This is a genomic window from Nocardia pseudovaccinii NBRC 100343, assembly GCF_001613225.1.
In the GTDB taxonomy this organism is placed as follows: domain Bacteria; phylum Actinomycetota; class Actinomycetes; order Mycobacteriales; family Mycobacteriaceae; genus Nocardia; species Nocardia pseudovaccinii.
Window position 1 is genome coordinate 1 of record NZ_BDBY01000069.1, and the last position, 26,470, is coordinate 26,470.

Genomic DNA, 26,470 nt, shown 5'->3' on the forward strand with positions numbered 1-26,470 from the left:
CGCTGCCCGCACCCGGCTCACTGAACAGCTGGCACCACACGTCTTCGCAGGTGCGGATGCGAGGCAGGAAGCGCGCCCGCTGCTCGTCGGTGCCGAAGTCGATCACCGCGGCCGAGGCGAGCGCGGCCGCACCGATGGGCTGCCAGGTGCGGGCGCGGGTGATCTCTTCGACGACGATGAACGGTTCGAGCGGATGCGCGTCGGGCCGGCCACCGTATTCGGCGGGCCAGTTGATGCCGAGGAAGCCCGCGTCGAACAGCTTCGCGGTCCACTCGCGGATCGCGGGCATGAGTGCGGGCTCGGGCGCGCGCACACCGGTGTGGGTCTTGATTCCCGGCGCGTGCTCGGCGACGAATGCCCGCACCTTCTTCCGGAACGCTTCGAGTTCCGGCGTCGACTCCAGCTGCATCGGTATCCACTCCTCATCGTCGGGCACCACGACCTCGCGATGGGGCCACTCTAACCCACTGCTCAACCAAGGATTCGCGACATTCTCCGCGATACATCTTGATCGAACACTCAAAAGAGTATACTCCTTATCAAATGAAAGGATCCGCGATGAGTACGACCCTCGAGCCCGAGCAGGTATCGGCGGGCCGCCAACTCACCGGCCGCCGCGCCGTGGTGACCGGTGCGGCCACCGGAGTCGGCGCCGCGGCCGTTGCCGCATTCCTGGACGCCGGCGCCAGTGTCGTCGGCCTCTTCCACCACACCCCCCCGCCGGACGAGTTGAAGGGGCGCTGCGACTGGCTGTCCTGCGATGCACGCGACCGCATTTCGGTCGGCGCGGCCTTCGAATCGGCGACCGCGATCCTCGGCGGACTCGACATCCTGCTCAACGCGGCGGGCGTCTGGCAGCCAAGCACCCCGGAAACGCTGACCGACGACGAGTACGATTTCGTCCTCGACGCCAATCTCCGGACCACGATCGTCACCAACCAGGCGGCGTTCGAGCATATGCGCGACACCGGCGGGCGAATCATCAATCTCGGTTCGGGCGAGGCGATTCGCGGAAATCCGCTCGCGCCGCACTACGCGGCCGCGAAGGCCGGTGTGCAGGCATGGACCAGGTCCGCGGCCGCGGCGTGGGGAAGGTTCGACGTCACGGTCAACGCACTCGCACCAGCGGTCGAGACACCAGGCACCGAACGGTTTCGGGAGCATCTCGGCCCCGCGGCTTCGGCCGCGTTCGCCGAACGCCTGCGGGAGACCATCCCGCTGCGTGGCGAACTCGGTGACCCGTACGCGGACCTCGGGCCCGTCATGGTATTCCTGGCCGGTCCGGGATCGCGCTACATGACCGGCCAGTTGATCGCGGTCAGCGGCGGATTGCAGATGCTGGGCGCTTGACGCCCGGTGAGTGAGTGACAAACAGTGGCCCTAATCTCGTCACTCACCACTTTCCCCCGCACGTCGCACGCACTTTTGGCCAACCGGCCAGTAGACTGAGGATCCGCAAAGTCCGCATTGAGGAGTTGGCCCATAGTGACTGCCGTCGACGTCGAGCCCGCCGACAGCGAGCAGGACTCCGACCTCACCACCGTCGAGACCGACGCACCGGTCGGCAAGCTCGCGGCCCAGATCGCCCATCGTATCGAGGCGGATGTGATGCGCCGCGGCTGGCCGGTCGGCGAGTCCCTGGGATCCGAGGTGGATCTGCGCGAGCGTTTCGGGGTCAGCCGCGCGGTGCTGCGCGAGGCGGTGCGGCTGGTCGAACATCACCAGGTCGCCAAGATGCGGCGCGGTCCCAATGGCGGCCTGTTCGTCTGCGCTCCCGATGCGGGTCCGGCGACGCGCGCCATGGTGATCTACCTCGAGTACGTCGGCACGAGTGTGTCGGATCTGCTGCAGGCCCGGCTCCTGCTCGAGCCGATCGCCGCGGGTCTGGCCGCCGAGCGGATCACCGAGGAGGGTATCGATACCCTGCGCACCGCCCTCGAATACGAGGCCAGGCACGCCGACGAACCCGGGGTTCAGTCGCAGGATCCGCTGCACCCGATGCTGGGTGAATTATCCGGAAATCCGGTGCTGCACTTGTTCATCGACGTGCTGACCCGCCTCACCGCACGATATGCGAACACCTCACGCAGGCTCTCGAAGGCCGAGATTCTCAGCTCCAAGGAGACCTCGCGCATCGCGCATCGGGCCATCATCGATGCCGTCATCGATGGCGACGGTGCGCGGGCCCAAACGGATCTGACCGCACATCTGGAGTCGGTGGCGGCGTGGATCGAAAAGCACCGGGTGCGTCGCGGGCCGCGGGTCGCGGGCAATGTGATCGAGCCCGAAATGGTCGAGGGGCCGCGGGCCAAGCTGGCCGAGGTGGTCGCCGCCAGGATCCACGACGATATCGCCGCGCGCGGCTGGCAGGTCGGCATGGTGCTCGGCTCGGAGACCGATATGCTCGCCCGCTACGGGATCAGCCGGGCGGTGCTGCGCGAGGCCGTCCGCCTGCTCGAATACCACGCGGTCGCCCAGATGCGCCGCGGACCGGGTGGCGGGCTGGTCGTCACCGAACCCGAACCGCAGGCCAGTATCGACACAATGGCGCTGTTCCTGGAATACGAGGGCGTCACCGCCGACGATCTGCGAATCGTCCGCAATGCCATCGAACTCGGCATCGTCGCCCGGGTGACCGCCCGCTACGCCGACGGCGACAACGAAGTGGCGCAACGCCTCGCGGCGGCGGTCCGGTGGCCGACCGAGGGGCCGGCCGACGACCCGCGCAAGGCCGACCTCTTCCACACCGAATTGGCCGATTTGGCAGGCAATCCGGTGCTTTCGCTGTTCCTGTCGATCATCACCGAACTGTTCCGCCGCCACGCGGCCGGACACGATCAGCCGCTGCCCGGTGACACCGCCGCCGAGGAGGTCGAGCACGTGCACCAGCTCATCCTCGACGCGATCGTCCAGGGCGATGCCGGAATCGCCAGGCACCGGATGCGCCGCCACCTCGACGCACTCGCCCCTTGGTGGCACTGACCCTCCGGACCGAATTCCAGAGCGCCACTGAGGTTTCGACGGCCGGGACGCCGTCCGCTCCGTGTCCGCGTCCCGGCCGCCGGGTCCGGATCAGCCGCTGACGCTGAACCGGGCCAGTTCGTGGGCCACCATGCCGTCCAGATCCGGGGCGGGTGGCGCGGGAAGTTCGACGGCGCGGTCCCTCGTCGGCAACAGCACGATGGCGGTACCGGGTGTGGTGATCTCACCCCGCTGGTTCTCGCAGCGCACCTCGAGGTGAATCTCGTTGCGCCCGTATACCTGTCGCTTGTCGACGACCGTGCCGCGCACCCAGGTGGTGTCACCGATGTAATTGAATTTGCGGTGCTCGCAGCGCAGTTTCCGCAGCCAGCCGTCGTCGCCGACCCAGTCGGTGAGCAGATGGCACAGCCAGGTCTCGCGCATGCCGCCGTAGTCGTAGGAGTTCGGCAGCCCGAGTTCCTGCGCCCGCGCGGGTTCCCAGTGCAGGCGCTGCACGGTATCCGGAATGTTCAACCCGTTGGCCGGATACAGGCCCGGGGCCTTGCGCCGGATATTCGCGGCGATCTTGAATGCGCCCGGCGGGGTGAGCTGCATACCCCAGCCCAGATGCCAGACGACCACGTCGGTGGTGGTCAGCGGCCCTTTCACCTTGGGCTGCAGCACCTCGCCGACCGCCACGTCCTCCCAGTAGCGCGGTTCGGCGCCGCGCCTGGTCTCGGCCGCGTACGCCGCGTCGATCTCGGCGAGTTGTGCTGGCGTATAAGGGGTTTGCTCCAGTTTCTCTTTCGCCCGCTTACTGGAGGTGTGCCGCTCGGCATTGATCCAGGTGCCGCGCCGCACGGCGTGCATCTCGCCGGACCCGTTGGTGTACAGGTAATCCTGGGTGACGTGCGCGGTGCGTCCGCCGAAGCTGCTGCGCTTGGGCTGCACGCCGACCTGAGTCTGCAGCACCCGGCTGCGGTCACCGAGGCGCAGCGGCTGCCACCACTCGAATTCCATTACCGCCTGATAGGAGCCGAGCCCGGCGAAGGGGTCGCCCTTCAGCAGTGCCTTGGTTTCGGCGTCCGGCTTCGGTGCGGCATCCTCGCCCATTGTGTAGAGGAAGGTGGGCGGCGCGATCAGGGAACCCCAGCGGGTCCGCGCCGCGTAGTCCGGATCGCAGTACAGCGGATTGTCGTCGCCGTAGCCGAATGCGAAGTGGCGCACGCCATCCCAGGTCACCTGGTAGTTGTGCGGCGGATTGCGCTGCGGATTCGGTATGCCGAGACGGCGGCGGGACCGCTCGATCGCCTGGTCGGTCAGCACGCCGAACTGTTCGGCGGGCTTGTCCTCGGTGCTCGTCACAGATCCTCCTCGATCTTTGCGGTCAGGCCGTCGTGCGTTCGGCGAGCCGGGCTCGCACGATGTCCAGTAGCTCCACGCGGCTCACCTTGCTCGACGGTGTGCGCGGCAATGCGTCGAGCACGAGGATGTGCGCGGGCACTTCGTAGGGCATCAGCTGAGTACGGCACAGCGCGACCAGTTCGGCAACGGCGGGCGGTGTGCGTCCGGGTTCGACTTCGACCGCCGCTACCGGCACCGCGCCGAGGCGCGGATCGGGCAGACCGGCGACCGCCGCCTCCCGCACCGCGTCATGCGCTTCGAGCACGCGCTGAACCGTCTCCGGCTGCACCTTGAATCCGCCGCGAATGATGGCGTCATCGGCGCGACCCTCGATCCACAGGAAGCCGTCCGCATCGATCCGGGCCAAATCACTGGTGCGTACCCACACCGCGCCGCCCTGCGCGGTCTGCTCGGTGCGGACCTCGAGCCGTCCGGTCCTCCCGGTCGGCAGTTCGGCGCCGTTCTCGTCGGTCACCCGGAGCTCGACGCCGTCCAGGGCGCGCCCGGTACTGCCGACCTTGCGATCCCACCACTGCTCGTGCATCGGCAGCGTCCACCCGGCGACCGCACCGGCGAATTCCGTTGCGCCATAGGTCATCAGGACGCGCAGACCGTATTTCTGAAAGAACGCGTCGGCGAGTTCGGGCGGGCACGGCGCGGTGCCGGAGGTGACCACCTGCAGGCTCGCCAACCGTTGTTTCGGCACATCCGCCTCCAGCACGGCGCGCAGGGCCGCGGGCACCAAGCTGACCGCTCGCAGTTCGTGGCGTTCCACCGCGCGCAGCCACGGCTCCAGGGCGAATTTGGACATCAGGATCATGCGACGCCCGGTGGCCAGGCAGGCCAGCGCCCGCCACAGTCCGCCGATATGCACCAGCGGCGCGGATACGAGTGCCGCCGACCGCGTCAGCAGCCGTCCCGGCTTCGGCGTCTGCCCGCCCGAGACAAGGGCGTGGTCGAGCTGTCCGACCCGTAGGTGCACCCGCTTCGGCGGACCGGTCGTGCCGGAGGTGAGCATTTCGACGGCAACGCCCGGATTGGTCGGCGCGTCGAATGCGGCGGCGCCACCCGCCGGACGCAGTGCACCGTCGGTACCGAGTTCCACGGCGAGACCGTGCGCGGTCACCGCGGCGAGTACGCCCGCACGGGCCAGCGCCTCCGCCCCGGCGATGACGATCGGAAGCTCGCAGCGGGCGATATCGGCCGCGAGCCGGGCCGCGGGCTGCAGCGGGCTCAACATCACCACACAGCGCCCGGATGCGATCACCGCGGCGACCACCGCGACGTGTTCGGGCCGGTTCTCCAGCACCACGCCCACCCGCGCGTCGGCATGCAGACCCGCGGCATCGAGCGCACCGTTCACCGCCCGCGCCGTCTCCTGGACCATGCCCCAGGTCCACCAGCGCTCCTCGTGCTCGATGGCCTCGGCATCGACGGGCGCCTCGGCGAGCAGCAGGGACAGTCGGTCGCGAATTCCCATGTGATCAGCCTTTCGGAAGGCCGAGCACCTGCTCGGCGAGAACGTTGGTCACGGTGTTCGACTCCGTGCGGTAACGCCGCATCGGGCCGTCGCTCGGACCACTCCGTGTGCGCGGAGATCGAGTCCACGAGCTCACCGTCGAGATAAGAGTACACTGATTTATTGGATCGAAAAGACAACTGGGGAGCCTGATAGATCACATCCGCTGCGTGAACGTGCAGATTCGGCTACAGAATTTCCCCTCTGCCACATGATTCGAGCATCGTTCATTCATAGTGGCGCGCAAGTGGTGAACTGATGCGATACACCAACGCGCTATCGCTCAGCGATCTATTTCAGGGCACCGATATGCCAGGCTGCCGATCATTGCGCCGATGTCTACCTGCGCGTCGCTGCGAGAAGACCTGGCGCAGTGCGGATTCCGGGCCGGGCGAACCGCCGTCGACGTCCCCGGCCCGGACCGCTCAGATTCCGACGAGGTCGGCCAGCCGCGCGCGATGCGAAGCCGGGCCGCCGAACAGCTGCTCGGACGACTTCGCACGCTTCAGATACAGGTGCGCGTCATGCTCCCAGGTGTATCCGATGCCGCCGTGAATCTGGATGTTCTCCTTGGCCGCATGGGTGCCGACCTGCGAGCAGTACGCCGCCGCCAATGCCGCGGCTGTCGGCAGCTCGGTCGAACCGGCGGCCGCCACGGTCGCGGCATGGTAGGCGGCCGAGCGTGCGGCCTCGACCTCGAGCAGCATGTCCGCGCACTTGTGTTTGACGGCCTGGAACGAGCCGATCGGCCGGTCGAACTGAACCCGGATCTTGGCGTATTCGACCGCGGCGTCCAGACATGCCTGCGCCACACCGACCTGCTCGGCGGCCAGCGCGACGACCGCGAGATCGAGCACGCCCTGCAGGTACGCCGACGCCTCGGCGGGTGGGCTGATCCGTTGCGCCACAGCGTCGTTCAGGTCGATCCTGGCCAGTCGGCGGGTCGGATCGAGCGTCTCCAACCGGGTTCTGGTCACCCCGGCCGCGGTTCCGTCCACGGCGAACAGTCCGACTCCGGTCTCCCCGTTCGCCGCCACCAGCAGCAGGTCGGCGGTCTCGCCGTCGACGACGAACATTTTGGTGCCGGACAAGGTCCATGCCTCGCCCACCCGCGCTGCCACGGTGGTGACGTCCACGAGCCGCCACGAGCCGCTCTCCTCGGCCAGCGCCAGTGTCGCGGTGAGCGACCCGGCGGCGAGCGCGGGCAGCCAGCGCGCCTTGGCCGCCTCGTCACCGCAAGTGGCGAGCGCCTGACCGGCGAGTGCGACCGTCCCGAAATACGGCGACGGCAGCAGCGCTCGCCCCATCTCCTCTAGTACGATGCCCAGTTCGACGGGTCCGCCGCCGGAACCGCCGTACTCCTCCGGCAGTGCGAGGCCGTGCAGGCCGAGTTGCTCGGCCATCTGCTGCCACACCGCGGGATCGTGGCCCGGTTCGGTTTCCATCCAGTGCCGCACCGCCGCACTCGGCGATTTGTCCGCCAGGAACCGGCGCACGGTAGCGCGGAGTTCTTCCTGCTCCGCCGTGAAAGAGAAAGCCATCACTGCAGCTTCGAGCGCAGGTAGACATCGAAATCCGGCATCCGCGACCGGTCCACGATCTCGAATCGCACACCCGAAGGCGACAGGTGGTAGGCGAAGATCGACGGCTCGCCGTCGACCACCGCGCAGGCCTCCAGGGCGAAACCCGCCGCCGCCAACCGCTTCGACGTGGTCGCGACGTCATCGCAGAAGTAGCCGAGATGGTGCGTCGCGACGTGCGGCGGCGCCGCCGTCCACGGCGTCCCGGGGATCTCCTGCACCAGTTCGATGTGCGGGGCGTCGAGCGAATACGTGAAGGTCAGCTGCATTACCCGCTCGCCGTCGGCCAGCCGGACCGGCACTTCAGCGGTTTGAGTCGCGGTCCACCGGTAGCCCGCGAGCTCGGTCATCCGCACTTTCCATTCCTCGATATCCGGCACCACGATCCCGGTGTGGTAGAGATCCTCAGCCCGAAGTATTTGTGTCACAGGGGAATTCGTCATGGCGGTCACCACTCCAAACGCAGCGACTGGATGCCGTACATATTGCCGTGCTGCGAGAGCTCCTGTCCGTCCACGATCCGATACTCCGGAATCCGCTTGTGCCACTCCTCGACCGCGACATTCAGCTCCAGGCGCGCCAGATGCGAGCCGAGGCAACGGTGCGGGCCGGAGCCGAAGGCGATGTGGTTGGTCGCGGTGCGGTGCAGATCCACCTCCAGCGGATTCTCGAACCGCTCGGGATCACGATTGGTGACCGCCAGCGGCAGCATCACCATCTCGCCCGCCTTTACCGGGCAGCCGCCGATCTCGGTGTCCTGCATGGCTTTCCGCGCGGGCACCACGAACGAGTAGACGCGCAGGATCTCCTCGACGCTCGTCGCGATCAGCGACGGGTCGGCGATGATCGCTTCGCGCTGCTCCGGATGGGTCGCGAAGTGATAGAGGGCCCATCCGATGGAGATCGGGACCGTATCGAAGCCCGCCTGGAAAAGCAGAATGCAGAATGCGTGCATATCCGCATCGCTGATCGGTTCGCCATCGATCTCGTAATCCAGTGCACGCGAGAGCAGATCGTCGCGCGGGATCTCGCGCCGCAGCGCGATCTGCTCGTCGAAGTAGTCCGAAACGGCCCGCATCGCGGCGAGCTGTCGGGTTCCCTCCGGATCCTCGTCATAGGGCAGGTGCAGCATGTCGTGCACCCAGTCCAGGAAGATGGGCAGATCCGCCTCGGGCAGGCCGACCAGCCGCATGAAGATAATGGTCGGGAACCGGCGGGCGAATTCGTCCAGGACATCGGCACTGCCGCTGTCCTTCAGCTGATCGATCAGCTCGATCGCGACCTGCCGGATCTCCTCCTCGCGCGCGGCGATGGTCTTCGGGGAGAAGTCGTTGCCGAGCAATCGCCGCCATTTCGTGTGCACGGGCGGATCGAGCATCTCCGGAATCCACAGGAAACGGGGATTCGGCTCGAGCGCGGTCACCGAGGTGTTCGAGAAGGTTCGCCAGTCCTGCAGCGCCTCCTGCACCGCCCGGCCGTCCGTGACGACCCAGTACCCGCGCGCGATGGTACTGCGGAATCCGGAATGGGTGCGGGCGATTTCATCCCATCGCAGCTGATGACTCAGGACCGGACCGCCGAGCCGGTTGTCGAAGTGATACGCGGGGACACCCTCATAGGTGCCCTCGGGCTCGAGCGCAATGCTCATCGCTGATCCTCTCTGGAAGGCCGCCGCGCCGGGCGCTGTATTCGCGTCTCCGCGGGCCGGTGGGCGTTGCGGCCGCACCCGTGCCGCGTCGCGGCCTCGTAGTACGTCATGCGCATGCCATGACCTGGCATGCCTCGACTCGTCGTGCTGGTCCAATATACCGGCCAGCCCTTATTTCGTAACCTCTTTTGCCCTCGCGTCGACGAATTCTTGCTCGTCACCTTGTGGAACAACTCGCAATTAGCAGCCTATTTGATGACGGATGCGAGCCGGGGTGCCATCCCATGGGATGGACGTTCGGCTGGAAAGAGGACACTTTCCTTCCGCATGCCTGCGATGCGGAAGCGACTAGGTGACCGCGCCGTCGATCTTCAGCGCGATCAGCTCCTCCTCGGTGAGACCGATCTCGAGCAGGACCTCGTCGGTGTGTTCGGCGAATTGCGGTGCCCGCGTGAGAGTTACCGGCGTCTCGTCGAACTGGACCGGGTTGGCGACCAGTTCACGGTCGACGCCGTCGGCGTCGACGACCGAGGCGATCAGATCGTTGGCACGCAGCGATGGATCCTGACCGACCTCCCACGCGTTCTGCACCGCCGCCCACTGCCCCTCGCCGCTGCCGAGGATCTCGACCCACTCGGCGAACGGACGCGCCGCGATGATCTCGGCGACGAGCTCGGCGGCCTGCGCCGCATTGGCCATCAGCTTCTCGGTGTTGTCGAAGCGTTCGTCGGCGGCCAATTCCTCGCGACCGGCCAGCCTGCAGAACTCGGGCCAGTAGCGACCGGGCTGCAGCATCGACAATTCGAGCCACCGCTGGTCCGAGGTGCGGTACGCCCCGATGAGCGGATTCGTGGCCGAACCGTGCCGCGGCGGCGGATTCACCGGCAGCGGACCGCCGTTCATCAAAGCGAGATTGACCGTGAACTGGGTGGCCCAGGCGCCGACGCCGAGCAGCGAGACGTCCACCACCGACGGCTCCCCCGTCATCTTGCGCGAGTAGAGCGCGGCCGCGATGCCACCGGCAATGGTCATGCCGCCGATCGAATCGCCGTAGGCGCCCGCGGGCATCCGGGTCATCCGGTCGGCGCCGGGCGGGGTCACCCCGGCCGCGCTGCCGCCGCGCGCCCAGAATGCCGTGCTGTCGTAGCCGCCCTTGGTCGCCTCCGCACCGCGCACACCGAAGCCGCTGCCCCGCACGTAGATGATGTCCGGATTGATCGCGCGCACGTCCTCGAGATCGATCCCCAGTTTCGCTCGCGCCTCCGGCAGGAAGTTCGTGAGGAATACGTCGCTGCTGCGGATCAACTCCTCCAGCACCCGGCGCGCGGACGGCTTCTCCAGTGCGAGACCGACACTGCGTTTGCCTCGGTTCGGTCCCTCCATGATCGGGAAGAACGACGACCCGGCGCTGTTCGCCTCGTAACCGAGCACCCGGACCAGTCCGCGCTGAGCATCACCGCGTTCCGCGTGCTCGATCTTGATCACGTCGGCACCCCAGTCCGCGAGCACCGCACCCGCCGCCGGGACGAAGGTGAATTGCGCGACCTCGAGTACGCGCACGCCCTGCATCGGTTTGTGCATCGAACCAGCTCCTCTTAGCGTCGTATTTAAAGAAGAGTATCCGCTATTCAACGGACACCACAAGGTTGTGCAGGGTCAGATCGCATCGGTCAGCCCTGGTCTCGGTGGCACGATCCAGGCCACGAGATGCTCGACATCCGCAGCCGTCGGCACCTGTTCGGCCCACAGGAATTGCTCCATCACCGCGAAGATCGCACAGGCGGCTACCATGGCGTCACGGTCCGGATCGGGGCTCCCACCCGCACCGAGCGGCACCGCGAGCAGTTCGGCGATCCGGCGGCGCAGCTCGACACCCCCGAAGGCCGACCGGCCGTCGCGGGAGGTATTCCGCAGCACCGCGCGGGTCGTCGCAGCCACCTCGGGATCGGCCGCCTGCTTGAAAACCACCTGAACACAGGCCCTGACCTGGTCGACCGGGTCGGTGTGCCGAGCGCAGCGGCGACGGATATGGGCGAGCAACCGCCGGGCCCCGTCGTCGGCGATCGCGGCCATGAGATCGTCCTTGCTCCGGAATGCCCGGTAGAAGGCGTCGTTGGAAACCCTTGCCCGGCGGACGATCTCGACGATTCGCGGATTCCCGTCCGGATCGGCCCGCATCAGCTCCATGCCCGCGTCGAGCAGGCGGCGCACTTCATCCCGCGCGGTCGCGTACCGATCCCCCGTACGCCGCCGGACCGCGCGGGCCACCAGGGATTCGCCGCCGACCGGGTCGTCCTCGACGTGTGGACTCGTCATGTAAAAGAGTGTACTGTTCGGATACCGATTCACCAGAATCGTTTTCTTGCACGGTGGTATGGCGTTCTGTCGAACGGAGTGGGAATGGCCGACGGGTCACAGGTGGTAGGACCGAAGGTCGGCATTGCCGATCCCGCCGATATCGCGCGTCGCGCGGCCGCGGCGATCGGCCGTCCACTGCACGACTTGACGCAGCTGACCGGCGGCACCTCCAGCCTCACCTATTCGGCGGTGACCGACGAGCGGGTTCGCGTCGTGGTCAAGGTCGCCCCGCCGGGTCTCGAGCCCGTCCGGAACCGGGATGTGCTGCGCCAAGCCCGCGCACTTACCGCACTCGCCGAGGTACCCGATGTGGCCGTGCCGAAGGTGCTCGGTTCCGACGTCGGCGCACCGCCGGAGATCCCGCCGCTGTTCGTCATGTCCTTCGCGGACGGCGAAGGTTACGAACCCCGCCATATCGCGCTCGAACGTCGTCCCGCTCCGAACGAGGTGCGCGCACGGGCCGCGGCGGCCGCCCGCATGCTGGCGGCCCTGCACACCGTCGGTCCCGCCGAGTTGGGCATCGACGAACCCGCGGTGACCCTGGACGCCGAGGTCGAGCGGTGGCAGCGGGCCTTTGCCACCTGTGCACTCGAACCGGACGCGGAGCTCGACGAGCTCAAATGCCGGACTCTGCTCACCGCGGCGATTCCGAAGCCGCTGCCGCCCGCGATCCTGCACGGCGACTGGCGACTGGGCAATATGCAGTGCGTCGGAACCGAGATCCGGGCGGTGATCGACTGGGAGATCTGGTCGGTCGGCGATCCGCGCCTGGACCTGGCGTGGCTGCGACTGATGTCCGATCCCGCGCATCCGACGGCCGTCGCGCCCGCGGCTCCGACGCTCGAACCCGACGAACTGCTCGCCGTATACGAGACGGCGAGCGGCACACCGGTCGCGGATCTCGGCTGGTTCGACGCCCTGGTCCGCTACAAACAGGCCGCCGCATCCGCGCTGCTGGTCAAGAACGCCGAGCGCCGCGGCCAGGTCACCGAGCGGGTGGAACGGATGCGCCAGGGCATCCCGCCGTTGCTCATGGCCGCCCGCACCTACCTCACCCACTGATCCCTTTCGGAGGACCGATGCTGGATTTCACGATCGAACCCGAGTTCCAGGCCAAGCTGGACTGGGCCGCGGAATTCGTGCGCAAGGAGGTCGAGCCGCTCGACCTGCTGTTCCCGCACGGCGGCGACCCGTACGACACCGGTAACGAGAAGGCTCGTGCGATCCTGCGGCCGTTGCAGGAGCAGGTCCGGGCGCAGGGCCTGTGGGCCTGTCACCTCGGCCCCGAATTGGGCGGGCCGGGCTACGGCCAGGTCAAGCTCGCCTACCTCAACGAGATACTCGGCCGGTCCTATTGGGCACCAACGGTTTTCGGCACCGCCGCACCGGACACCGGTAATGCGGAGATCCTGGCCATGTTCGGCACCGAGGAGCAGAAGGCCCGCTACCTGCAGCCACTGCTCGACGGCGAGATCGTCTCCACCTTCTCGATGACCGAACCGCAGGCGGGCGCCGATCCGAAGGAGTTCGTCTGCCGCGCATGGCGCGACGGGGACGAATGGGTGATCGACGGTGAGAAGTGGTTCTCCTCCAACGCCCGGTACGCGTCGTTCCTCATCGTCATGGCCGTCACCGATCCGGACGCGCCGCCGCACGCCCGCATGTCGATGCTGATCGTGCCCGCCGAGACGCCCGGCATCGAGATCAAGCGCAATGTCGGCACCATGGACGAACGCGACTCCCTGGACGAGGGCATCCACGGCTACATCCGCTACCACCAGGTCCGGGTCCCGCTCGACGCCATGCTCGGCGCACCCGGCGAGGGTTTCAAGGTCGCCCAGGCCCGCCTCGGCGGCGGCCGCGTCCACCACGCCATGCGCACCGTCGGCAAATGCACCCGTGCCTTCGACATGATGTGCGAGCGCGCGATCTCCCGCCGCACCCAGGGCACCCTGCTCGCCGATAAGCAAGCCGTCCAGCAGTTCATCGCGGACTCCTGGATCGAATTGCAGCAGTACCGATTGCTGGTGCTCAACACCGCCTGGATCATCGACACCCAGCCGCACGGCGCCGCCCGCACGCAGATCGCGATGTGCAAGGTCGCCATGGCCAAGGTGCTGCACGACATCATCCAGCGCGCGCTGCACCTGCACGGCTCGCTCGGCACCACCAATGAACTGCCACTGGCGAAGTGGTGGATGGCCGCCCCGAATCTCGCCCTGGCCGATGGCCCGACCGAGGTGCACCGCACCACGGTCGCCAAGCAGATGTTGAAGAAATACCGGCCCGCCGAGGGCTTGTTCCCCAGCGAGCACATTCCGCCGAAGCTCGAGGATGCGCGAAAGCGCTACGCGCACATCATCGATGACGACAGCCTCAGCGGCGGGGTGAACGCATGACGGCGCAGCTTTTCGATCTGACCGGCAAGGTCGCGCTGGTCACCGGCGGCAGCCGGGGCCTCGGCCTGGAAATGGTGCGCGCCTTCGCCGCCGCGGGCGCGGACGTGGTGATCACCAGCCGCAAGCTCGACGCCTGCGAGGTGGCCGCCAAGGAAGTCCGCGAACTGGGCCGACGCGCTCTGCCGTTCGCCGCGCACGTCGGGCACTGGGACGACCTCGGCCGACTCACCGACGCGGCATACGAGGAGTTCGGCAAGGTCGACATCCTGGTCAACAACGCGGGTATGTCGCCGCTGGCACCGTCTTCGGAGGAGACCAGCGAAGAGCTGTTCGACAAGGTGATCGGGGTCAATTTCAAGGGCCCGTTCCGGCTCGCGTCGCTGATCGGGCGGCGGATGGCCGACGGCGACGGCGGCTCGATCATCAATATCTCCTCCTCGGGGGCACTGCTGCCGCAACCACGATTCGGCCCTTACGCCGGAGCCAAGGCCGCCCTGAATGTGCTGACCACCGTCTTCGCTCAGGAGTACGGGCCGAAGGTGCGGGTCAACACCATCTCGGCGGGGCCGTTCCTCACTGATATCTCCAAGGCTTGGGCGGAGGAGAAGCGGCACATCACCCGCAGTGCGCTCGGCAGGCCGGGTAAGCCGGAGGAGATCATCAGCACCGCGCTGTACCTCGCCAGCGACGCCTCCAGCTACACCACCGACGCACTGATCCGGGTGGACGGCGGGTTGTACTGAGGGCTGGCCCGATTGTCGGAAAGCGCAATTGGCATTCTCATTAGAGAATAATGTCGATCTTGGACCGAAAGGCGATCTCATGCCATTGACCGAAATAGATGCGCACACCGCGCTGGTCGTCGTCGACCTGCAGGACGCGGTGGTGGCGCTGCCGACCGTGCACTCCGCGAAGTCGATTGTCGAGCAGTCGATCCGGCTGGCCGACGCGTTCCGGGAACGCAACCTCCCGGTCGTGATCGTGACGGCGGCCGGTGTCGCGCCCGGCCGCACCGAGGCGAGCCGTGCTCGCGCGGCGGGCGGACAGTCCAGCTCGGCGGCCGCGAGTTCGGCGGCCGAGGCCGTCACGCTGCTGTCCGAGCTGGGACCGCGACCGGGTGACCACACCGTGGTCAAACGGGTCTGGGGCGCGTTCCACGATCCCACGCTCGCGGGGTGGCTGCGCGAGCGCGAAGTCACCCAGGTCGTCGTGACCGGGATCGCCACCAGCATGGGCGTCGAATCGACCGCGCGCGGGGCGCACGAATACGGTTTCAACGTCACCATTGCCACCGATGCGGTAACCGATCTGGATCAGGAAGATCACGACTACGCGCTGCGCAAGGTGTTCCCCAAAATCGCGGAAACCGGCACCACCGAGGAGATACTCGCCCTATTGGACAAATCGACGATCGACGCATGAACCTCGCCGAGACCGCGGCCTGGACCAAACTCCGGACGCATGAGCACAACCTGCGCGAAACCCGGCTGCGCGATCTGTTCGACCAGGAGCCCGGCCGCGGACCGGCGATGACCATCGAGCACAGTGGCCTGGTATTGGACTACTCCAAGAACCTGCTCACCGCCGAAACCCTCGACCTGCTCGTCGAATTGGCCGATGAGCGCGAACTCGGGACCGGTATCCGCGCCATGTTCACCGGCGAGCCGATCAACACCACCGAATCGCGTCCCGCACTGCATACCGCGCTGCGCGCACCCGCCGCGCGCAGCATCGAGGTCGGCGGACGCAATGTCGTCACCGACGTACGGACCGTGCTGGACCGGATGAGCGCATTCGCCGAGCGGGTGCGCTCCGGGCAGTGGCGCGGCGCGACCGGTGCACCGATCCGGGCGGTGGTCAATATCGGCATCGGCGGGTCCGACCTCGGGCCCGCCATGGCCTACCAGGCCTTACGCGAATTCGCCTCCGAGACATTGGATATCCGGTTCGTCGCCAATATCGACGGCCACGACATCACCCGCACCCTGCACCACCTCGATCCGGCCACCACCCTGTTCGTGGTGTCGTCGAAAACCTTCACCACGATCGAGACCCTGACCAACGCCTGCACGGCCCGCGAATGGCTACTAGCCGGGCTCGACGACCCGGCCGCTATCGCCCGGCATTTCGTCGCGGTATCGACCAATGCCCGTGAGGTCGCCGCGTTCGGTATCGACCCGGCCAATATGTTCGAGTTCTGGGGCTGGGTCGGCGGCCGGTATTCGCTGCATTCGGCGATCGGTCTATCGCTCATGCTCGCCATCGGCCCGGACAACTTCCGCGGCATGCTCGCCGGAGCGCATTCGATCGACGAACACTTCCGCACCGCACCACCGCGACAGAACATTCCGATACTGCTCGGGCTCATCGGGATCTGGTATCGCAACTTCTGGCACGCCCATACCCACGCCGTTCTCCCCTATGATCAGCGGCTGTCTCGACTGCCCGCCTACCTGCAACAGCTCGATATGGAGAGCAACGGCAAATCCGTCGACCGCCGAGGCCTTCCGCTCGGCTACGACACCGCGCCGATCGTATGGGGCGAACCGGGTACCAACGGCCAGCACGCCTTCTATCAACTACTGCACCAGGGCACGACGACCGTGCCCGCGGACTTCATCGGAGTGCTGCGCCCGCGGCACGATCTGACCGAGCATCACGACCTGCTCATGGCCAACCTGTTCGCGCAGACCGAAGCCCTGGCCTTCGGCAGTGCCGATGACACCGGTCCACTGCGGGGCCATCGCGACTTCCCGGGAAACCGGCCGAGCAACACCCTCTTGCTGCGCCACCTGACGCCGTACACACTCGGCCAACTCATCGCCGTCTACGAGCACAAGATCTTCACCCAGGGCTGGATCTGGGGCATCAATTCCTTCGATCAATGGGGCGTCGAACTCGGAAAGGTCCTCGCCACAAAGATTTACGCCGAACTCACCACGGATCAGTCGAGTGCACACGACAGCTCGACAACCGCCCTGGTGAATCGGTACCGGCACGCCCGAAAGTAACGACGGATCCACCCGTACCGGCAGCGATCGCCGCTGTCCCCGTCGCCAGGCCCACCAGGATGGCCGACAGGATCACCGCGACGGCGGCGCAGGCCGCCACGATAGCGAAAGCCACGGAATACGCAGTTGTCGACAATATTTCGAGGCCGTCAACCCGCATTGTGAACGCGGCGCACGACATCGACTTTTCGGGGTGCGCCTCACCGCGTTCAAGCTATCGGCGCGCCCGATCCATATTGCCCGTCTACGTCTGATCAGCCGAGCAGTTCCATTGCCTCGTCGAGCAGCACCGGCAATGCGGGCAGCATCCGTTGGTGCATGTCGTTCCACTGGCCGGACTTGCGGCCGCGTTTGATCAGCAAGGCGGTCGCGGCGGACTCTTTGTATTTGGTCAGTGCCTCGAACCACGGCAGGTCTCGCAGTGCGGCGCCGCGCGCCTCCTGGTAGGCGTCGACCAGTTCCGCCTTGCCGGGCATGCCGGTCGGCTCATCGGATACCGATGCCGGATGCGCGGCATCGTCGGTGAAAAAGGTCAGCCAGCTGACATCGATCCGAGGGTCCCCGAGAGACCAGATTTCCCAGTCGATGATCGAGGTGATGTGGCCTGCTTCGCACAGTGTGTTGCCGAGCCGGTAGTCACCGTGGGTGAAGACCGGTGTCATGGCGGCGGGCACGGTGGCGTGCAGGCGGTCCGCGACCTTCTCGTAGCCGGTGCGCAGATCGTCCGACACGGTGGTGAAAGCCCTTGTCCAGCGGTCGATCTCAGCGCCGAGGGAAACCACCGGCTCGGTCGCGAGCGCCGTGTGCTCCGGTTCCACTCGATGCAGATCGGCGAGCATTCCGGCCGCGTCGAAGGCTCGGGTCCGAACCTGGTCGGCGGGCACGGTGCCGCGCGGGACGAGCACCGGTTCGACGCAGGTGCCGGGCACCAGGTCCATGGCGACGAACGGCGGGACCGTCGGCGGTGCACCCGCATCGTGGAACAGGACCTTCGGCACCCGCACCCCGGGTCGATCCGCCAGTGCTTCCATGATTCGGGCCTGGCGCAGGACATCTCGGTTGCGGACCGGCGCCAGACCGGGAGGCGCCACCTTCAGCACGACGCGCTCGTATCCTATTGGGGCATTCGACAATTCGACCACATAGGTCAGGCTTGACGTCCCGCCGGTGAGTGGCTCGACACCCACCACCGTGGCGCCGGGCGTCCAGTTACGGACCGCGATCGCGCTGCGTGTGGTCAGCTCCCGCACCAACTCCGAACTATTCGCGATAGTGCTCATGCTCACTCACCCTTGTCATATCGTCGGTCCGATCGGCGGACCGTCTGTGCCTGCTCGCGTTTCAGCACCGCTGCTCACCACATCGTTGATGCGCCGCCATGCAATGCTCTGGGCAAGAAGACGATTCGCGCCATGTGCGGCGGCGATCGGATTGCAGGTGCCCTCGGAACCGATGCGGGCGGCGACACGATCGGCCGATCGTTTCCGCATCGCTCACTCCGGAACCGCAGCAAACGCTGTCCTCACGCCTCATGCACCCGATCGCCCTGCACACGCAACGCCTTGGCGGTCTGCGCACGCTGCTCTCCGGTGAAGAATCCGTGGTGCCGTTCGCTTTCCACCGCTATGTAGTCCGCCAGCTCGGTGCGCTCGGCCAGCAGGAAATTCGCCTTCAAGGTCCGCAGGGCGGCGGGCCTGCGCGCCGCGAGTTCGCGCACCAGATCGGCGACCTCGTGGTCGAATTCGTCATCGGGAAACACCCGGGAGACGAATCCGATGGCACGGACCTCGTCCGCGGTCAGCTTGCGCGGCAGGAAACACAGGTCCCGCGCCGACGCCGCACCGAGTGCCCGCGACAATGTCCACGGCAGGCCGAGTTCACCGGAAACACCGGCCTGCAGGAACGCCGTCGCGAATCGGGCACCGGCGGCGGCGACGCGCAGGTCGCACGCCGCGGCCCAGGCGAATCCCGGGCCCGCGCAGGCTCCGTTCACCGCGGCGAGAGTCAACTGCGGCATCTCGTGCAGCAGGGTCGCCGACTGATACACCTCGAGCGGCGGCAGCGCGGCCGACCCGCCCGCCCCGGCGCGGTTCAGATCCGCACCGGGACAGAACGTCGCGCCGTTTCCGGTCAGCACCACCACGGCGAGTGCATCGTCGCGGCTCAATTCGGTCAGCACGGAATGCATCTCGACGAGAAGCTCTGGAATCACCGTGTTGCGCGCGTCCGGCCGATCGAAGCGCACCCGCGCGGCGGGCCCCTCGATCGTGACGTCGAGGGTGCTCACCCTGCGGTCGGCTGACGATCGGCCGTCAGCGCCGCGACGATATCCCGGCGCACCAGCTTGCCGGTCGCGGTGCGCGGCAGTTCCGGCCAGTAGGTGATGCGATCGGGAGTCTTGGAGCCGCGCAATGTCTTTCGCACCTCCGCGCGCAGTTGTTCGGCATCGACGTCCACCCCGCCGCGAGGAACGACGACGGCCTCGATCCGCTGCCCCCACTCCTCGTCGACCACACCGACGACGACCGCGTCGAGCACATCCGGGTGCCGCAGCAGGACGTCCTCGATCTCGGCGGGCGCGATATTCTCCGCGCCGCGGATGATGGTGTCGTCGACCCGGCCCTCGATGTAGAGATAGCCGTCGGCATCCACGCGGCCGTGGTCACGGGTGTCGAAGAAACCCCGTTCGTCGACCGAGGCACCGTGCCCGGCGTATTCACCGGAGACCTGTTCGCCGCGCACCCAGATCTGGCCCGGCTCCCCTGCCGCGGCGAGACCACCGGATTCGGCACGCACCTCGAGCTCGATACCGGGCACCGGCCGACCGGCCGAGCCGATGCGAGCGCGCACCGCGGGATCCTCGCTGGCGACGGCCGCGCGATGCTCCTCGGGCCCGAGCACCGAGATCGTGGACGAGGTCTCGGTCAACCCGTAGGCATTGACGAAATCGACATGCGGCCACTCCCGCAGCGCGGTCTCGATCACCCGCACCGGCATCTTGGCGCCGCCGTAGGCGAGTGAACGCAATGACGGGACCGAGCGGTCGAGCCCGTCGCCGTCGATGATGCGGGCGAGCATGGTCGGAACGACCATCGCATTCGAAATCCGCTGCTCGCGTACCAGTTCGAGCCACTGCTGCGGTGTGAACTGTTCGAGAGTGAGCACCCGACGCCCGGCATAGAGGTTCGTCAAAACGTTGGATACGGCCGCGATGTGGTACGGCGGCACGCTCATCAGCGCGGCCTCGTCGGCGTCGGCACCCGCGAATTCCACTGTGCCGAGCACATACGACACCAAGTTGTGGTGCCGCAGGACCACACCCTTCGGCGCGGAGGTCGTGCCGCTGGTGTAGATCAACACCGCGGGCGCTTCGGGCGCGGCCGGAATCTCGTCACCGTCGTCGACACCGGCATCCGCCGCGGTGGCCAACCACTCTTGCGAGCTCCGCACCGACAGTCCCGCCCGGCGCAATGCCTCGGCCTGTTCGGGATCGGCGATACCGAGTGCGCGTGGATGATTCGCCAATAACGCGTCCAGTTGCTCCGCGCCGAGGCGGTAGTTCACCGGTACCAGCGGCACACCCGCCTGGGCCGCCGCGAACAGCGCGACCGGGAAGGCCGGACCGTTGACGGCGAGGTACACGATCGCGTCGGCTCCGGCCGCACGGATCACCCGCGCACCACCGGCGGCCAACTCGCGCAGCCGCACCGGCGTCAGTCCATCGGCCGTCCGCCCGACCACGATTCGGTCGCCGAAACCGTCGGCGGCCATATCCAACAGCATCGCTACGTTCATCGATGCGCTCTCAGTCCGAGGCCGGAAGCGGCTTGGCGTTCTTGAGCGGCAACGCGACACCGTTCACCGCCAGCGTGCCCTGCCCCGCCTTGGTGCAGAGCAGTTCCACACCGAGTTCCTCATCGGCGTAGCGCTTGCCGAGCTGCGAACCACCGAGCTGTTCGGGATCGGCGGTGCCGACGGGAACGCCGCCGGGACCCTTCGGATCGACCATCGCCGCCCCGCCACAGGTGATCTCCAGATCGGCCTGCGGAGCGCGTACGACAATGACCGTCGTCGTGTCGACCGTGCTGGCGAGCGTCTGCCCCACGCGTGGCTTCATCGCAACTTCCTCCGTGGATCTCGTCGTGCCATCTCGCCCCGACCGCCGTCACGAACACATCCGGACGACCGGGGCCAGAGAAGAGTATACGACTTATCTAGAATCTGCAGCAGCCCAAGGCTCGGGCCGCGCGGCACTATTGCTTGTCTACCACATATTAAGTGGTTCGAATCGGACCACGACCAGGACAGAGTCGAATGTCGCCAGTGGAACAATTTGTTACACTCTAATCCGGCCACTCTCCGGAGGGCCGCATTCAGCCGACCCACGAACATCGGAGTTTCCGGATGGAGCTGAAAACCGTCCTGTTCGACGTGACCGACCACGTCGCGACGATCACCCTGAACCGACCGGAAGCCATGAACAGCTTCAACCAGGAGATGCTCGAGGACTTCGACCGCATCTGGCAGCGCGTGAAATTCGATGACGATATCCGTGTCGTCGTGCTGCGCGGTGCGGGCGACCGGGCGTTCTGCACCGGCATGGACGTCAAACAGGGCTTCGACCGGCAGTCCAACGTCTGGTCGCAGACCGATCCCGGCGAGAAGTTGTCGCCGAAGCTCAACCAGGTGTGGAAACCGCTGGTCTGCGCGGTGCACGGAATGGCGGCCGGTGGCGCGTTCTACTGGCTGAACGAGGCCGACATCATCATCTGCGCGCAGGACGCGACCTTCTTCGACCCGCACGTCAGCTATGGGCTGACCGCCGCGCTGGAACCGATCGGGCTCGCGCGCCGCATTCCGCTGGGTGAGACATTGCGCATCGCGCTGCTCGGCCTGGACGAGCGTCTGTCCCCCGAGCGCGCCATGCAGATCGGCCTGGTCAGCGAGATTCTGCCGCGCGATCAGCTCTGGGATCGCGCCGACGAGATCGCCCGCATCATCGCCGCCAAGCCGCCGGCCGCGATCCAGGGCACGGTCCGTGCGATCTGGGAATCGCTCGATGCCACCCGCACCCAGGCACTGCGCACCGGCCTGTCCTACACCCATATCGGCAACCCCATCGGCAAAGCCGAAGTCGACCGTGCCGCGGTGCCCCGCAGCAAATGGACGCTGCGCTGACGCGCATCCACCTCCGATCAGACTGTCCAAGAGGAGAATTCGATGAAGTTCGGTATGCCGTGGCCCGGCCGCGACGTCGGGAGGGAGGCCGAGCAGGCCGGTGTGGAAGCCTTCTGCACCGGTGACTTCGTCGACCACGACGCCTACCTCACCGTCGCCGAGATCGTCGCGAATACCGAACGCGCACTGGTCGGTCCGGCCATCGCCTACGCCTTCGCCCGCACCCCGTACGCGCACGCCACCGCCATGCGGCAGCTGCACGCGCAGGCACCCGGTCGACTGTTCCTCGGCCTCGGCACCGCCGCCTTCCGGATCAACCGCGACTGGTTCGGCGTCCCCGCCGATCGCCCGGTCGACCGAATCGCCGAGACCATCGATGTGGTCCGCGCCTGGCTGCACGCGGAAAACGGCGAGAAGATCCAGTACTCCGGTGAGTTCTATTCGATAGCCGCCGATGTCCGGGCCCCGGTGCTCGGCCGCCTCGATATCCCGGTACTGCTCGCGGGATTCAACAGCCGGATGGCCGCCACCGCGGGCCGGGTCGGCGACGGCGTGATCGGCCACGGCCTGTTCACCCGCACCTGGTGGAACGACATCGTGCGCCCGGCGGTCGACCGCGGGGCGGCGGGTAGCGGTCGGCGCCCGCTCGAACACGGCTGGATCATCACCGCCATCGACGACAACGCACCGGAACGCGCCATCGCCGACGCCCGCCGCATGATCGCCTTCTACCTCACCGTCAAGACCTACGACCCCTATGTCGCCCATCACGGTTGGGAAAGCCCTGTCGCGCAACTGCGCTCGGCATTCCGCGCGGGCGATACCGACGGCATGGTCAAGGCGGTCACCGACGAAATGCTCGCCGAGATCGCGCTCTGCGGGACCACTGCCGACGCCCGTGCGGCCCTCGCGCGCCGCGCCGACGCCCTGCCCCGCGATGTCGGCTATTTCGCCCCGCCCTCGTATCTGGTGAGTCCCAAACGTCGTGCGGCATATGCCCATTCCAGCCTCGCCCTGATCGGCACCACACCCTGAGCAAAGGCGGCCGCGCTCGCGCGCGGCCGCCCTCGACTCGATCAGTGCGTCAATACCGGAGCCTGCGCATCCTGCGCGACAGGTGCGGGCAGTTGCTCGATCTTGCGGGGCAGCAGCACGGCGAGCAGCGCGCCGATGGCACAGGCCACCGCGCCGATCAGGAACGCGACCTGGAATCCCCTATCCGTGTAGAGCACCGCGCCATGGGTCATTTCGAGCGGGATCGGCGCGATATACGAATTGTTCAGCACGGTGAACGCGAGCACCGGCAAGACCGCCGCGACGACACTCTGCGCGGCACCCGCGATACTCGCCGTGCTGGCTTGCAACTGCGGCGGAACCGCCTCGATCAACAGATTCGGAACCGATGCGTAGCCCAGCCCCATACCGGTGCCCGCCATACCAGCGAACACGAGCAGCAGCACCTTGTCGTCATGCTTGACCGCGATGAGCACGAAAGCGAGCGCGAACAGCAGCAGGCCGACGATCATCAGCAACCGCGGCCGAACCTTGCGGCCGACCAGAATACCGACCACCACTCCGCCGACCACGACCATGCCGCCGATCGGCGCCTGGAAGATCGCGAATCCCTTTGCGCTGACACCGAATCCGTAGCCCAGTCCGACGGCGGCGGGCGTCATCACCATCATCGGAAGCAGAATGGTGATGAGCGCACTGCAGCCGTAGCACATGGCGGAACCGATGGAGATCAGCAGTACCGGCCGCCTGCGCAGCACATCCAGATCGAGCAGCGGGTCACGCACAATCCCGGCCGATACCAACCAGCCCACCACCAGCACAACACCGCCGACGAGGTAGGCGAGCGTCGAACCGGTCGTCCAGCCCCAGGAGGGACCGAAGCTGAGTGCGACGAGTATGCCCGCGATGCCGGAACCGAGCAGCAGCGCACCGGCGAAGTCGATCCCCGACCGTACCCGCACGGTGGATTCGTCGGTGGTGAGGGCGACCAGGGTGCCGAACACCGCGAGCCCGATCACGAACAACCAGAAGATGCTGCGGAAACCATAGTCGTCGAGCAGCCAGCCGGTGATGAACGGCGCCGGTATCGCGATAAGTCCCAAACCACTGGTGGTAACACTGACCGCGAGCGCGACCGTCTTCTTCGGGAACACGTCCCGGATCAGCGAGTAGGCCAGGAAGACACACGGCGTGAGCACCCCCATCAACGCCCGGCCGGTGATCAGCATCGCGTAGCTGGTGGCGACCGCGGAGAGCAGCGAGCCGAGCACCGAGACGGCGACACAGGCCAGCAATACTTTCCGCTTGCCGTACATATCGGCCAGCTTGCCCAGCAGTGGACCTGTCACGGCCCCGACCAGCAGGAATGCCGTCAGCAGCCAGGCGCCCTGGGTCGTCTGGAAATGCACGGAGATTTCCGGCGCCGCCATCGCGACCATCATGTAGCTGAGGGTGAGTATCTCGAGCGTCAGCACGATCGAGGCCAGGGAAAGCACCAGCCGCGGCGTCCATGTCTGTGCAGCATCCGGCGTCGGTGCGACATCGGGCGATTCGTCGAATTGCATTGCAGGGCTCATCGATCGAGTCCTTTCGGGGGCTGCCACGGAGCTCTCGTTTCCGACTCGCACCGAGCAATCGAGCCGTGGCTTTGGTTTGGTGATCGCATTCGCCCTGCTCGGAGTGGGGCGAAGACGTACGCGACAGCACACCCCCTGTGGGGCGGGTCACACAATCGACCTTTCCACTCAGCGGCAATTGGACAAACGACTCAGCCAGTTCGGCTATTCAGTACACTTTTAAGGCGCGGTGTGCGGGCAGCGCCGCAGGTGAGCCTGCCCAGACGACCGACGCAGACCCGGCAATCAGGAGACCGAACATGACCACGGCGTACTCGTTCTCGACGCAGCTCTACATCGACGGGCACCGCACCGACGGCGAAGCGGACGAGCTCATCAATGTGCGCAATCCCGCGACAGAGGAGACGATCGCCTTCGTCCCGCAGGCCTCGATCCCGGACGTGCGCCGCGCTGTCACGGCCGCGCGCAAGGCATTCGACGAAGGTCCCTGGCCGCGGATGAAACCCGCCGAGCGGGCCGCGGTGCTGCTGCGCATGGCCGAGGAGATGGAGCGCCGCCTGCCCGAGCTCGTCGCCGTCAATATGGCCGAGGCGGGTTCGGTCCGCTCGTTGGCCGAAACGCTGCAGACCCGGGTGCCGGTGGCCCATCTGCGCGATATGGCCGAGCGCGTCATGCCTGCCTTCGCGTGGGAACGCCCGATGGAACCGACGATCGCCGCGGGTCTCGGCATCTCCCAGGGACAGATCCGGCGCGAGGGCTTCGGGGTCTGCGCGCTGATCGCGGCCTATAATTTCCCGTTCTTCCTCAGCATGATGAAGGTGATCCCCGCCTTGGCCGCGGGATGCACCGCCGTGCTGAAGCCCGCGCCGACAACCCCGCTGGAATCCTTGTTGATCGGTGACTTCGCCGACGCCGCCGGTCTGCCGCCGGGCGTGCTGAACATCGTGACCGGCGATATCGACGCGGGCCAGGAGCTGACCACCAATCCCATGGTGGACCTGGTCAGCTTCACCGGATCGGACACCGTCGGACGAATGGTCTACGCCCAGGCCGCGAGTTCGATCAAGAAGGTCGTACTCGAACTCGGCGGCAAGTCCGCGAATATCGTCCGCGCCGATGCCGACCTCGACGGGGCGGTCCGGTCCGCACTCATGGGCATCACGGCCCACGCGGGCCAGGGCTGCTCGATCCTGACCCGCACAATCGTGCACGAATCCGTCCACGACGAACTCGTCGCGCGGCTGCGCGTCGCGCTCGCCGGTGTCCGGGTCGGCGATCCGGCGCACGAATCCACCACGATGGGTCCGTTGATCACCGCGGCGCAGCGGGAGAAGGTCGAGAAACTGATCCGCGTTGGCGAGGAGGAGGGCGCGCGGATCGTCGCCGGTGGCGGACGCCCGGCGGGCCTCGACAAGGGCTACTTCGTGGAGCCGACCCTCTTCGTCGATGTCGACAATTCGATGACGATCGCGCAGACGGAGTTCTTCGGACCAGTCGGCGTCGTCATCCCGTTCCGCACCGACGACGAGGCGGTGCGGATCGCGAACGACAGCCCCTACGGTTTGGCTGGCGCTGTCTGGAGCGCCGACACCGTGGCCGCCTACGACATCGCGACCAGAGTTCGCGCAGGCGGCATAGCGATCAACGCCAGCAGTGGAGGGGTGAACCCACGCCTGCCGTTCGGCGGATACAAGCAGAGCGGAATCGGCCGGGAGTGGGGCGAATTCGGCCTCGACGAATTCCTGCAGACCAAGGCCATCAGCTGGGCCGCGCGCTGAACGACCGGGCTCGAATGGCCGCGTGCCTGTTACGCTCCGCCGT

The 26,470-nt window shown here is 66.9% G+C and carries 23 protein-coding genes; 10 read left to right on the forward strand and 13 right to left on the reverse strand.

What is annotated here, in order from left to right:
• Nucleotides 1–409: acyl-CoA dehydrogenase family protein (locus tag NP3_RS07680; protein ID WP_174566183.1), on the reverse strand; the 409-nt coding region annotated here is incomplete at its 3' end.
• A 149-nt stretch (nt 410–558) separates the two neighbouring features.
• On the opposite strand from NP3_RS07680, the gene NP3_RS07685 reads away from it, so the two are divergent.
• Nucleotides 559–1,350 carry an SDR family NAD(P)-dependent oxidoreductase gene (locus NP3_RS07685; RefSeq protein ID WP_063039256.1) on the forward strand — a complete coding sequence of 264 codons (792 nt, stop codon included), beginning with the start codon at nt 559–561 and terminating at the stop codon, nt 1,348–1,350.
• Between the two features lie 132 nt (nt 1,351–1,482).
• On the forward strand, nt 1,483–2,982 hold the full coding sequence (locus tag NP3_RS07690) for a FadR/GntR family transcriptional regulator (protein WP_063039258.1): 1,500 nt from the start codon (nt 1,483–1,485) through the stop codon (nt 2,980–2,982).
• A gap of 90 nt (nt 2,983–3,072) precedes the next feature.
• On the opposite strand, the gene NP3_RS07695 is transcribed toward NP3_RS07690, so the two are convergent.
• The 7 genes from NP3_RS07695 to NP3_RS07725 all read right to left on the reverse strand — a co-directional run bounded on the left by NP3_RS07695 (nt 3,073) and on the right by NP3_RS07725 (nt 11,428).
• The gene (locus NP3_RS07695) at nt 3,073–4,326 is read right to left on the reverse strand and encodes an FAS1-like dehydratase domain-containing protein (protein WP_063039171.1); all 1,254 of its coding nucleotides are present in this window, start codon (nt 4,324–4,326) and stop codon (nt 3,073–3,075) included.
• Between the two features lie 22 nt (nt 4,327–4,348).
• Nucleotides 4,349–5,845 carry a class I adenylate-forming enzyme family protein gene (locus NP3_RS07700; protein WP_063039173.1) on the reverse strand — a complete coding sequence of 499 codons (1,497 nt, stop codon included), beginning with the start codon at nt 5,843–5,845 and terminating at the stop codon, nt 4,349–4,351.
• Between the two features lie 464 nt (nt 5,846–6,309).
• Complete coding sequence (locus NP3_RS07705; RefSeq protein WP_063039175.1) at nt 6,310–7,425, reverse strand: acyl-CoA dehydrogenase family protein; 1,116 nt, start codon at nt 7,423–7,425, stop codon at nt 6,310–6,312.
• Nucleotides 7,425–7,907 carry a VOC family protein gene (locus NP3_RS07710; RefSeq protein ID WP_063039260.1) on the reverse strand — a complete coding sequence of 161 codons (483 nt, stop codon included), beginning with the start codon at nt 7,905–7,907 and terminating at the stop codon, nt 7,425–7,427. The genes NP3_RS07705 and NP3_RS07710 overlap by 1 nt, the downstream gene beginning before the upstream one ends.
• A gap of 5 nt (nt 7,908–7,912) precedes the next feature.
• Nucleotides 7,913–9,112: a cytochrome P450 gene (locus NP3_RS07715; RefSeq protein ID WP_063039177.1), complete on the reverse strand. Its 1,200-nt coding sequence runs from the start codon at nt 9,110–9,112 to the stop codon at nt 7,913–7,915.
• A gap of 348 nt (nt 9,113–9,460) precedes the next feature.
• Nucleotides 9,461–10,693, reverse strand: coding sequence for a CaiB/BaiF CoA transferase family protein (locus NP3_RS07720; protein WP_063039179.1), 1,233 nt, complete (start codon nt 10,691–10,693; stop codon nt 9,461–9,463).
• 75 nt (nt 10,694–10,768) lie between these two features.
• Complete coding sequence (locus tag NP3_RS07725) at nt 10,769–11,428, reverse strand: TetR/AcrR family transcriptional regulator (RefSeq protein ID WP_063039181.1); 660 nt, start codon at nt 11,426–11,428, stop codon at nt 10,769–10,771.
• Between the two features lie 84 nt (nt 11,429–11,512).
• Here NP3_RS07725 and NP3_RS07730 point away from each other — a divergent pair, with 84 nt between their 5' ends.
• The 5 genes from NP3_RS07730 (at nt 11,513) to pgi (ending at nt 16,880) form a co-directional block, all read left to right on the forward strand.
• Nucleotides 11,513–12,532 (forward strand): phosphotransferase family protein, encoded by a 1,020-nt coding sequence (locus tag NP3_RS07730; RefSeq protein ID WP_063039183.1) that lies wholly within the window; start codon nt 11,513–11,515, stop codon nt 12,530–12,532.
• Between the two features lie 17 nt (nt 12,533–12,549).
• Nucleotides 12,550–13,869 (forward strand): acyl-CoA dehydrogenase family protein, encoded by a 1,320-nt coding sequence (locus NP3_RS07735; protein WP_063039185.1) that lies wholly within the window; start codon nt 12,550–12,552, stop codon nt 13,867–13,869.
• Nucleotides 13,866–14,612: an SDR family NAD(P)-dependent oxidoreductase gene (locus NP3_RS07740; protein ID WP_063039187.1), complete on the forward strand. Its 747-nt coding sequence runs from the start codon at nt 13,866–13,868 to the stop codon at nt 14,610–14,612. Before NP3_RS07735 ends, NP3_RS07740 begins: the two co-directional genes overlap by 4 nt.
• A gap of 79 nt (nt 14,613–14,691) precedes the next feature.
• Nucleotides 14,692–15,291, forward strand: coding sequence for a cysteine hydrolase family protein (locus NP3_RS07745; protein ID WP_063039189.1), 600 nt, complete (start codon nt 14,692–14,694; stop codon nt 15,289–15,291).
• Entirely contained in the window at nt 15,288–16,880 is a 1,593-nt protein-coding gene (gene pgi, locus NP3_RS07750) for a glucose-6-phosphate isomerase (protein ID WP_063039191.1), read from the forward strand. The genes NP3_RS07745 and pgi overlap by 4 nt, the downstream gene beginning before the upstream one ends.
• Nucleotides 16,881–17,134: 254 nt before the next feature.
• Here the strand turns inward: pgi and NP3_RS07760 are convergent, their stop codons facing one another.
• From NP3_RS07760 to NP3_RS07780, 4 genes are all read right to left on the reverse strand, one after another.
• Nucleotides 17,135–18,160 (reverse strand): phosphotransferase family protein, encoded by a 1,026-nt coding sequence (locus tag NP3_RS07760; protein ID WP_063039194.1) that lies wholly within the window; start codon nt 18,158–18,160, stop codon nt 17,135–17,137.
• 242 nt (nt 18,161–18,402) lie between these two features.
• Nucleotides 18,403–19,167 carry an enoyl-CoA hydratase/isomerase family protein gene (locus tag NP3_RS07770; protein WP_063824714.1) on the reverse strand — a complete coding sequence of 255 codons (765 nt, stop codon included), beginning with the start codon at nt 19,165–19,167 and terminating at the stop codon, nt 18,403–18,405.
• On the reverse strand, nt 19,164–20,675 hold the full coding sequence (locus NP3_RS07775) for a class I adenylate-forming enzyme family protein (RefSeq protein WP_063039196.1): 1,512 nt from the start codon (nt 20,673–20,675) through the stop codon (nt 19,164–19,166). The genes NP3_RS07770 and NP3_RS07775 overlap by 4 nt, the downstream gene beginning before the upstream one ends.
• Before the next feature lie 10 nt (nt 20,676–20,685).
• Nucleotides 20,686–20,997 carry a hypothetical protein gene (locus NP3_RS07780; RefSeq protein WP_063039197.1) on the reverse strand — a complete coding sequence of 104 codons (312 nt, stop codon included), beginning with the start codon at nt 20,995–20,997 and terminating at the stop codon, nt 20,686–20,688.
• Nucleotides 20,998–21,284: 287 nt separating this feature from the next.
• On the opposite strand from NP3_RS07780, the gene NP3_RS07785 reads away from it, so the two are divergent.
• Nucleotides 21,285–22,058: an enoyl-CoA hydratase/isomerase family protein gene (locus NP3_RS07785; RefSeq protein ID WP_174566184.1), complete on the forward strand. Its 774-nt coding sequence runs from the start codon at nt 21,285–21,287 to the stop codon at nt 22,056–22,058.
• 42 nt (nt 22,059–22,100) lie between these two features.
• On the forward strand, nt 22,101–23,093 hold the full coding sequence (locus tag NP3_RS07790) for an LLM class flavin-dependent oxidoreductase (protein ID WP_063039198.1): 993 nt from the start codon (nt 22,101–22,103) through the stop codon (nt 23,091–23,093).
• A gap of 41 nt (nt 23,094–23,134) precedes the next feature.
• Here NP3_RS07790 and NP3_RS07795 read toward each other — a convergent pair whose 3' ends face one another.
• Nucleotides 23,135–24,649, reverse strand: a complete 1,515-nt coding sequence (locus tag NP3_RS07795; RefSeq protein WP_157124178.1) for an MFS transporter — start codon at nt 24,647–24,649, stop codon at nt 23,135–23,137.
• A gap of 299 nt (nt 24,650–24,948) precedes the next feature.
• Between NP3_RS07795 and NP3_RS07800 the strand changes: the two genes are divergently transcribed.
• A complete protein-coding gene (locus NP3_RS07800) occupies nt 24,949–26,427 on the forward strand; it encodes an aldehyde dehydrogenase family protein (protein ID WP_063039202.1) in 1,479 nt (492 codons plus the stop codon).
• The last annotated feature ends 43 nt before the right edge of the window (nt 26,428–26,470 follow it).